Raw genomic sequence first — 7977 nt, 5'->3', positions numbered from 1 at the left:
CATGTGGATGACCGCCAACAACCAAATCTGCGCCGGCATCGATATAACGGTGTGCCAAATCCGTCTGATACTTATCTGGATTGTCGCTTCGTTCGACGCCCCAATGTGCAACAACGACGACAAGATCAGCAGTTGCTCTCGCTTTTTGAATGGCTTCAACAGGCGGCTTGTAATTGTAGGTTTCCGCCACCCCGATGCGCCCCGGACCTGCTTTCCAAGAGGCCTCAGGAACAACACGGCTAAAGCCGAAGAAGGCAATCTTTATACCATCTTTTTCCATAATAACAGGCTGGTAGGCTTCTTCCAAACCATTGCCGGCTCCCATGCGTTTAATCCCCTCTTGGTCCAAGGCATTCATCGTGTCCTGCAAACCTTCAGGGCCATAATCCATGACATGGTTATTGGCTAAATTAACGATATCAATGCCAGCATCCTTGAGCGGAGGTAAAGCCATGGGTGAAGAACGATACACATAATCCTTTTTCTGTTCCGTACCTCTGGTCGTTATGGGTGTTTCCAAATTAGCGATGGTGAAATCCGGCTTGGTCAAATAATCTTTTACATTCGTATAAGGGTAATCATAGCCTTTTTGCTTCAAAATATCTTCCACCTTGGAGGCTAGCAGCACATCTCCCACAAAAGTCAGTTTCACTTGCCCGTCGCTGCTCGTTGGCTTGTCCGTAACCGTAGGTGATGACGATGGAACGATTGCGTTTGCAGTAGCTGTAGGACTGGGCGGTGTGCTCGCTGCATTCGTCGGTTGAGGCGAATTAACTGGCGAGGATGGTGAAGCAGCCTCTTGTTCTTCGGTAGTTTTGCTGTTCGACGTCCAATAGGATGCGCCAATCCCAATGGCGAAACAAGCGACAGCAGCCAGTGTGAGTCCTCCAATTACTTTCAGCGGAGTTTTCTTCTGAGGAGTGCGCTCTTCCTTCACTTTGCGGTGACGCTCTAGTCTGGATTCCATTCAAAACCTTCCCCTTTCCCCCTACAAATTATAGCAGAAGAATCTAGCAATGGGTAATAGTCAAGCACACTCATTTTCAGAATGGAATCCGTATGATATAACTGAAGAATTAAGATTAACACATGAGACCAGCACGGAAAGGAATTTATTATTTTGGAAAAAATCGCGATTATTTCAGATATCCATGGAAATTTACCTGCGCTAGAAGCTGTACTTGCTGATATCAAACTGCGCGGTATTGAGCGAATCTATTGCTTAGGCGACCTTGTCGGTAAAGGACCTGACTCGGCGTCCGTTGTTGACACTATACAAAGGACCTGTGACGTTGTCATACAGGGGAATTGGGACTTAGGCATCAATATGCCTCAAGACAAGCCAGCAGGCATTTGGCAGCAGCAGCAGTTAGGGCCTGAGAGACTTGCTTATCTGGCAGGGCTGCCATTCTCCGTTGATTTCTACCTTAGCGGCAAAATGTTCCGATTATTCCATGCTTCCTCCCAAAGCGTCTACCATCGCGTAAAACGCAAAGCCTCCAAAAAAGAGCGTCTGGCACTGTTTCAAAATACAGAAATGACCGGAGCTGCTCCTAATGGAAAGCTGCCTGATATCGTTGGATACGGGGATATCCACATCCCTTTTTTGATCACCATGAAGAACCCCTCGGAAAAGGCCGCTACAAAGCGCACCGACAGCGGTCATATGCTCTTTAATGTTGGCAGTGTGGGCATCCCCTATGATGGCATCCCACAAGCCTGTTACTGCGTTCTGGAAGGCGTTATGGACAGTCAGGCGCAAGCAGGTTTCTCCCTTCAATATGTGCGAGTACCCTATGATATCGACCATGCTATCAGCAGAGCTCACGCCGTGAATATGCCAGAGACAGAGCGCTATGCGCTTGAAATTTCGACGGGGCTGGTGCATAAATAATAAATAGCACCAAAAATTATTATGGAAATTAATTCCACTACATGATAATATAGGTTCATCATTGAAAGCGAGGATGCCCTCCATGAAGCTGAACTGGCCCAAAATTGCTTTTATCGTTATATGTGCGGAGATTTTGCTTATTTACTGGAATGGGATGAGCGCTATACCTTTCAAGAAACAGCAAATTGTACACCCTATATCCACACCACAGCCCGCTCAGCCTGTTACTCAGCTAGAAGAGAAGGCACCATGGCAAATGAACGAATTCAACTTATTCCACGTGCATCAGCTAACTTCCTAAGATAAACTTTCTCATCTGCCATAACTCAAAGGGCTACCCGGAACGTCTTTTCAGACATTCTAGGTAGCCCTTGATATGTACGCTTTATTTCACCCGAGCTAGCGCTAAGCCGTCATAGGCTGGTAGGATCGTACTTTCCAAACGTGGATCCGTAGCAATGAGCTCATTGAATCTGCGCATAGCTTGCACAGAGGTTTTGGTTTGGTTTGCGTCAACCACTTTGCCCCTCATGAGCGTATTATCGCCTGCAATGATAGCCCCCGGATTTGCCAATTGAATGGCAAGTTCCAAATAGTTTGGATAGTTCACTTTATCCGCATCGATAAAAAAGAAATCAAAGCGCTCCCCTTGCGCAAGCAGCTCATTCAGGTGCGTCAACGCTTCGCCAATACGATACTCGACGAACTGGCCCAGACCCGCATCAGCCACATTTTGCTTGGCTATATCGGCGAATTCCTGCTTCAACTCAAGAGAGATGAGTTTGCCGCCTTCTTGCAGCCCTCTAGCCAGACAGATCCCGCTATAACCGCCCAAAGCTCCTATTTCAAGCACCTTTTTTGCGCCAATCATCGTCACTAGCATTGTGAGCAATCTGCCGTATCCGGGTGCGATTGATATTTCTGGCATATTATTGGTTCGTATGACTTCCTTCACCCGCTCAAGCACGGGGTCATCTGCATATAAGCCTTCCATATAGCTTTCAGCTGTTAGGGTTTCCATGTCATTCCTCCTAAGAGTTTGCCGTTTCGTTTGTAAGTATATCTTATTTGTCCTATACTTGTTAATTGTATGAGTTTTATGAACGAAGCACAACCCGGATGGAAGGAATCTAAACATGCCACAATCTATCGAACTAATTGCAACTTGCCCAATGGGACTTGAAGCTATCGTTGCTCGCGAAGTCCGCGACCTCGGTTATAACGAGGTTACCGTTGAGAACGGCCGCGTACGCTTTATGGGAGACGAGCTTGCTATCTGCCGAGCCAATCTATGGCTGCGTACAGCAGACCGAATTCTGGTGCTTATGGGCCAGTTTAAAGCTCTGACCTTTGATGAGCTTTTCGAAGGCACCAAAGCGCTCGCTTGGCCCGACTGGATTCCGAACGATGCCGAATTCCCAGTGCAAGGGCGTTCCCATAAGTCACAGCTTTCCAGTGTCCCTGCCTGCCAAGGTATCGTAAAAAAAGCTGTCGTCGAGAAGCTTAAGCTTCAATACGGCACCGAATGGTTCCCCGAGAACGGGGCGCGTTACGTGATTGAGGTCGCGCTTCTGAACGATATCGCGACACTCACGATCGACACGACAGGCCCAAGCTTGCACAAGCGCGGGTATCGCAAGCTCGTGACCGAAGCACCGCTGAAAGAGACCATGGCGGCGGCCATGATCCTGCTCAGCCGCTGGACTGTCGATCGGCCGCTCTACGACCCCTTCTGCGGGTCGGGAACCATTCCGATCGAGGCTGCCATGATCGGCTGGAATATTGCGCCTGGCTTGCGGCGCAGCTTCCCTAGCGAGGCRTGGGGCAATGTGCCACGCAAGCTCTGGGACAAAGCGCGCGACGAAGCTTTCGACGCGGTCCGCGATAATGTGCCGCTTCACATTATCGGCAGTGACATTGACCCGTCTGCCATCGAAGTGGCAGAGGCCGCCGCGAAGGCGGCTGGACTGACGAAGCAGTTCCAGCTTCGCGTGGAGCCTGTCGCCAAAGCCCGCCCGCGCGGCGACTATGGCTGCTTAATCACCAACCCACCTTATGGAGAGCGGCTTGGCGAAGCCAAGGATGTCGAGGTCGCGCTGCGCGAGCTCGGGATTCTCACAGCTCCAATGCCTTCGTGGAGCATGTTCATTCTCAGCCCGAGCACACAGCTCGAGCATTATATGAACCGCCGCGCTGATAAGAAGCGCAAGTTGTTTAACGGACGGATTGAATGTAACCTGTATCAATATCTGGGGCCTTTTCCTCCGCGTAGGTAGGGCAGACAGCACGGAAATGAAAAGCGGCCGCTGAGACTTTACGTCTTAGCGGCCGTTTTTTTGTGGTCTTTACGTGGGTATGGTGTCCCGTTAACCCATGCTAGTATCTTGAGATCGTGGAGTCCTCGCGCCAAGCTAACGGACACAGGAGCCCTTATTCGGTGAAATAACACCGATTCAGAATTCTAACGGACATGAGCGCGTCTATTCGACCATTTCGAAGTGTTTTGCCCACGAAATGGTCGAATAAGAGCTCTGACGTCAGTTAGGCGCGAAACGAGGCGGATATCAGGACAATAACGGCGCAGGTGTCCGTTAGCTCTGTTCATCCCAGGAGTGATACCATTTCTGCATAACGTTGCCCGATGACTTGTGAACACCCTGACTCTTCTTACAAATAATGCATAGTCACTTCGCTTCTAACAAGAAATCTTGCATTAATTCCTGTTTGCCCAATACCTTTAGAAATGTAATAAGTCCCAAATTGATGTTGATGTAATCCCTTATATATCCCCAGCCTAGGCAGCTTACCTGCATCTTTGACATGGAAGAAAAATGGAATATTGAATTGTTTACCGTGGAGATGTCCAGCCATTAAATAATCAAATTCTTTATTCAAGTGTAGAACTACGTTAGGATCGTGGGTAATGATTAGTTTCGTTCTACGATCATCAACTGCTCGGAATGCTGTTTCAATGTCGCTCTTACCTGAATCRAAATCATCAATTCCGATCAATTCAAATCGTTCTAAATGCAGCGACTGGTTTCTTAGCAAATGAATCCCATATTTTCTTAGAAGCTTGACAATATCCTTTACATTTTTCTGCTGGTAATCATGATTTCCGAGAACACCATATATGGGCACATTGCAAATAGCCATTGCTCTTAGGTACTCTTCTAATCTAGGAAGCATTTTTCGGTATTTGGTAAAATCACCAGTAATAAAAATATAATCCGGTTTCTCATCATTAATTATCGTGGCTATTCTTGTTGGGCTAATTCTTAATCTTTCAACATGCAAATCACTTATCTGCAGGATTCTCACATTTAGATTAAGTGGGTGTTTGATCCGCTCAATTTTTAGCCATTGTGTTGGTAAAATGAAGATTATGTAACAAATAAATAGGACTAAGACTACATACAAGCAGTACACTAAATTTCCTTCCAAGTGCATCCTCCTCCGCCAAAATGTGCATTATCTAGCTTGGTCATTATTCTGTATCCATTAGTCTACTGTCCAACATTCAGAAAACTTGGACCGTAACAGTTTATATTCTAAGTTTTATTATAGGGTTAATACATTAATGCCACATGAGTATAAGAGTTCAATTTTGTTTTAAAATTCTAATAATGATGTCTTCGCCAGAAGTCTATTTTGTGTATTTCCCGGAAAGGAAAATGTATGTGTGTGTGGAATAATTTATATTCAGAAAGTGAGATCTGCCATTAAAATCATAGAAAATGAGGAAGATAATCGTGTTTCATGAAAAATTCGTAAAGCTTTTAACACTAAGCATCAGCTGCTTATTCCTATCTGTTCAACCTGCTTTTGCAGCAGACTCAGCAGCTACTATGTATCAGCATGAGCTAAAACTTAAACTGAATGAACAAATTGTTACCGTAAATGGTCAAAATCAAACACTTCCAGTTCCACCTACTTTAATGAATAACGTGACAATGGTGCCGCTTCGCTTTATTGCGGAGTCACTGGGAGTGACAGTCCAATGGGATGAAGTTACACGGGTAATTACATTGACTACGGCCAAAACCAAGATATCTCTGGCAATCGACAGTAAGGATGCCCTGATAAACGGAGTCTCATCTTCATTGGAGCAATCTGCGACAATACTCAATAATACGACCATGGTGCCGCTTCGCTTTATTGCTGAAAATATGGATCAGACGGTTTCATTCGACAGTGCAACGCAAGCGATTACGATCACTAATAAATCTATTCAACCTGCAACAGTAAAAGAAAAACGGGACAAGCCAACTGTAGATAATTTATCGATAGCACAGAGAGAAACCGCGAAAAGCAATGTAAAAATAAAAGATATCATTTCAGACTCAAACAACCATATATATATGATAGATTTTGACGTCAAAAGTCAATCCTACTCTTATGGAATTTTATCTTATAACCAAAATAATGGGGAAGGAAAGAATAATCAGCATTTAACCTTTATAGATAGTAAATTTGACATACAGTATAAGGATTCAACGGGCACTGTACAACGTGTTCCATACAGCAACATCACACCCAAAAAGCTATTTTATGATAGTCTTAATAACAAACTGTATTTGATGGCACATGCTGCGAAACCCTTTATTGAAGAAGCAGTAGTCATTTATGAGATACTTCCAGAAGTGAAGATGGTGACTTACAATTTAACAAGTTCCATGAATGAAGAAAACAACTTCATCTCATTTTTGAATCAAGATCATTTTTACTACAGCAATACATTTTCGGGAAAATTATTCGACTTTCAGGCGCCAAATGAAATGAAAGTAATTGGACTGATACCTGATAAGAATGCAAGTTATGTGTCTTTAAACACCGATGCTCAAACTTATATTCTCGATAAAGTGAACAAAAAAATTAGCAAAGTCAACTTGGACGGCACTATGAATGAGGTAGCCAATGTTAATTTAGAACAGATAACGGGAGCCTCATCGAGGAATGGATATTTCTACTTATCTGATGCTAATAAGGTCTATCAAGTTGATGTTTCTGGCAAGATTGATGTTTACGTTAATTCTGCACTTTTATCCTATAATAACGGTTTATTCGATCCACAAACTCAAACCTACGAGCAGCCTTCCGTTAATAATAATATAATTGACAGAGAATCCATGACCTTTGATGCTAAAGATCCTAGCGTATTAAGCTTTAGTGGGAGTCCCCTATTTACTATCGATCATAATGGAAACATATTGATTTACGACAGTTTAAACGGGATACTACGACGGATTRATGTTTACTAGGTTTGATACCGCCAATATCCAATAAAAAAAATCCCTAATCGCTACTCCGACTTGTGGTCAGTCGAGCGTTTGAGGGATTTATTTTTTCATCAAAAGCCAAATTATTATGGCCCAGAGTGGAATAGACAACAGGATACTCCATAAGCATCCTATAGCGAATCCTAACTTTGCTTTTTGTTCCTTTTGTGACAAATCATCATTTGGCATGTTCCACCAACTCTAACGGGAGTCCATCCGGGTCTGCGAAAAACGTATACCGATCGCCTGTTATGGGATCAATTCGTACCGGTTCAACCGCAATCCCCTTGCTCTCTAGTTCTTTGACGCTTTCGTCCATATTCCCAACTACAAAAGCCAAGTGTCGRAGACCGCGAGCTTCTGGCTTATCCACTCTTAATGGTGGATTAGGGAACGAAAACAATTCGATCTGCTGCTTTGTTTCTCCTATGCGCAAATCCAGCTTGTAGGAATCACGTTCGGCTCGGTACGACTCATTTATGATCGTCATTCCTAATAAATCAACATAGAAATGCTTCGACCGTTCGTAATTCGAGCTAATAATGGCCACATGATGAATGCGATCGATATTCACTAACACGCCTCCCGACTCCGTAAATAAACCGCATTCCGGGAACTCCCCATCCTGCGGCTCGCTTATTATTTTATCCGTCTGTTCTCATCGTTTCAACAATTTTCTTCAAAATATTCTCTGCTTGCGTATATTCAATCTGACAAGTGCCTGCTGCGTGGTGGCCTCCACCGCCATTTTGGAGCATCAAAGTCCCGATGTTCGTTTGGGAGGAGCGATTCACGATACTGTGC

8 protein-coding genes are annotated in these 7977 nt (G+C 44.6%); 4 read left to right on the top strand and 4 right to left on the bottom strand.

Translation table 11 applies throughout. The annotated features are described in order from the left end of the window. Positions 1–967 (bottom strand): CapA family protein (locus AC1DUA_RS14195; RefSeq protein ID WP_477500383.1); only part of this gene is annotated, 967 nt, incomplete at its 3' end. Positions 968–1120: 153 nt separating this feature from the next. Between AC1DUA_RS14195 and AC1DUA_RS14190 the strand changes: the two genes are divergently transcribed. Both AC1DUA_RS14190 and AC1DUA_RS14185 read left to right on the top strand, forming a co-directional pair. Then, positions 1121–1894 carry a metallophosphoesterase family protein gene (locus AC1DUA_RS14190; protein WP_477500382.1) on the top strand — a complete coding sequence of 258 codons (774 nt, stop codon included), beginning with the start codon at positions 1121–1123 and terminating at the stop codon, positions 1892–1894. 82 nt (positions 1895–1976) lie between these two features. Beyond that, positions 1977–2195 (top strand): hypothetical protein, encoded by a 219-nt coding sequence (locus AC1DUA_RS14185; RefSeq protein WP_477500380.1) that lies wholly within the window; start codon positions 1977–1979, stop codon positions 2193–2195. An 84-nt stretch (positions 2196–2279) separates the two neighbouring features. Here AC1DUA_RS14185 and AC1DUA_RS14180 read toward each other — a convergent pair whose 3' ends face one another. Continuing rightward, on the bottom strand, positions 2280–2915 hold the full coding sequence (locus AC1DUA_RS14180; protein ID WP_477500379.1) for an O-methyltransferase: 636 nt from the start codon (positions 2913–2915) through the stop codon (positions 2280–2282). 115 nt (positions 2916–3030) lie between these two features. On the opposite strand from AC1DUA_RS14180, the gene AC1DUA_RS14175 reads away from it, so the two are divergent. Beyond that, positions 3031–4170 (top strand): THUMP domain-containing class I SAM-dependent RNA methyltransferase, encoded by a 1140-nt coding sequence (locus AC1DUA_RS14175; RefSeq protein ID WP_477500378.1) that lies wholly within the window; start codon positions 3031–3033, stop codon positions 4168–4170. A 391-nt stretch (positions 4171–4561) separates the two neighbouring features. Here the strand turns inward: AC1DUA_RS14175 and AC1DUA_RS14170 are convergent, their stop codons facing one another. Further along, positions 4562–5338: a metallophosphoesterase gene (locus AC1DUA_RS14170; protein ID WP_477500377.1), complete on the bottom strand. Its 777-nt coding sequence runs from the start codon at positions 5336–5338 to the stop codon at positions 4562–4564. Between the two features lie 308 nt (positions 5339–5646). Here AC1DUA_RS14170 and AC1DUA_RS14165 point away from each other — a divergent pair, with 308 nt between their 5' ends. After that, positions 5647–7155 (top strand): copper amine oxidase N-terminal domain-containing protein, encoded by a 1509-nt coding sequence (locus AC1DUA_RS14165; RefSeq protein WP_477500376.1) that lies wholly within the window; start codon positions 5647–5649, stop codon positions 7153–7155. Positions 7156–7351: 196 nt separating this feature from the next. On the opposite strand, the gene gloA2 is transcribed toward AC1DUA_RS14165, so the two are convergent. Next, positions 7352–7747 carry an SMU1112c/YaeR family gloxylase I-like metalloprotein gene (gene gloA2 / locus AC1DUA_RS14160; protein ID WP_477500375.1) on the bottom strand — a complete coding sequence of 132 codons (396 nt, stop codon included), beginning with the start codon at positions 7745–7747 and terminating at the stop codon, positions 7352–7354. Positions 7748–7977: the final 230 nt, after the last annotated feature.

This window comes from Paenibacillus sp. 01T422 (assembly GCF_056398785.1).
Note: the sequence above shows the minus strand (reverse complement) of the source record. Positions and strands in the feature narration are given on the sequence as shown.

Bases quoted from the DNA above. Each gene is read 5' to 3' on its own strand.
- AC1DUA_RS14185 (WP_477500380.1), top strand. From the start codon at position 1,977: ATGAAGCTGAACTGGCCCAAAATTGCTTTTATCGTTATATGTGCGGAG.
- AC1DUA_RS14180 (WP_477500379.1), bottom strand. From the start codon at position 2,915: ATGGAAACCCTAACAGCTGAAAGCTATATGGAAGGCTTATATGCAGAT.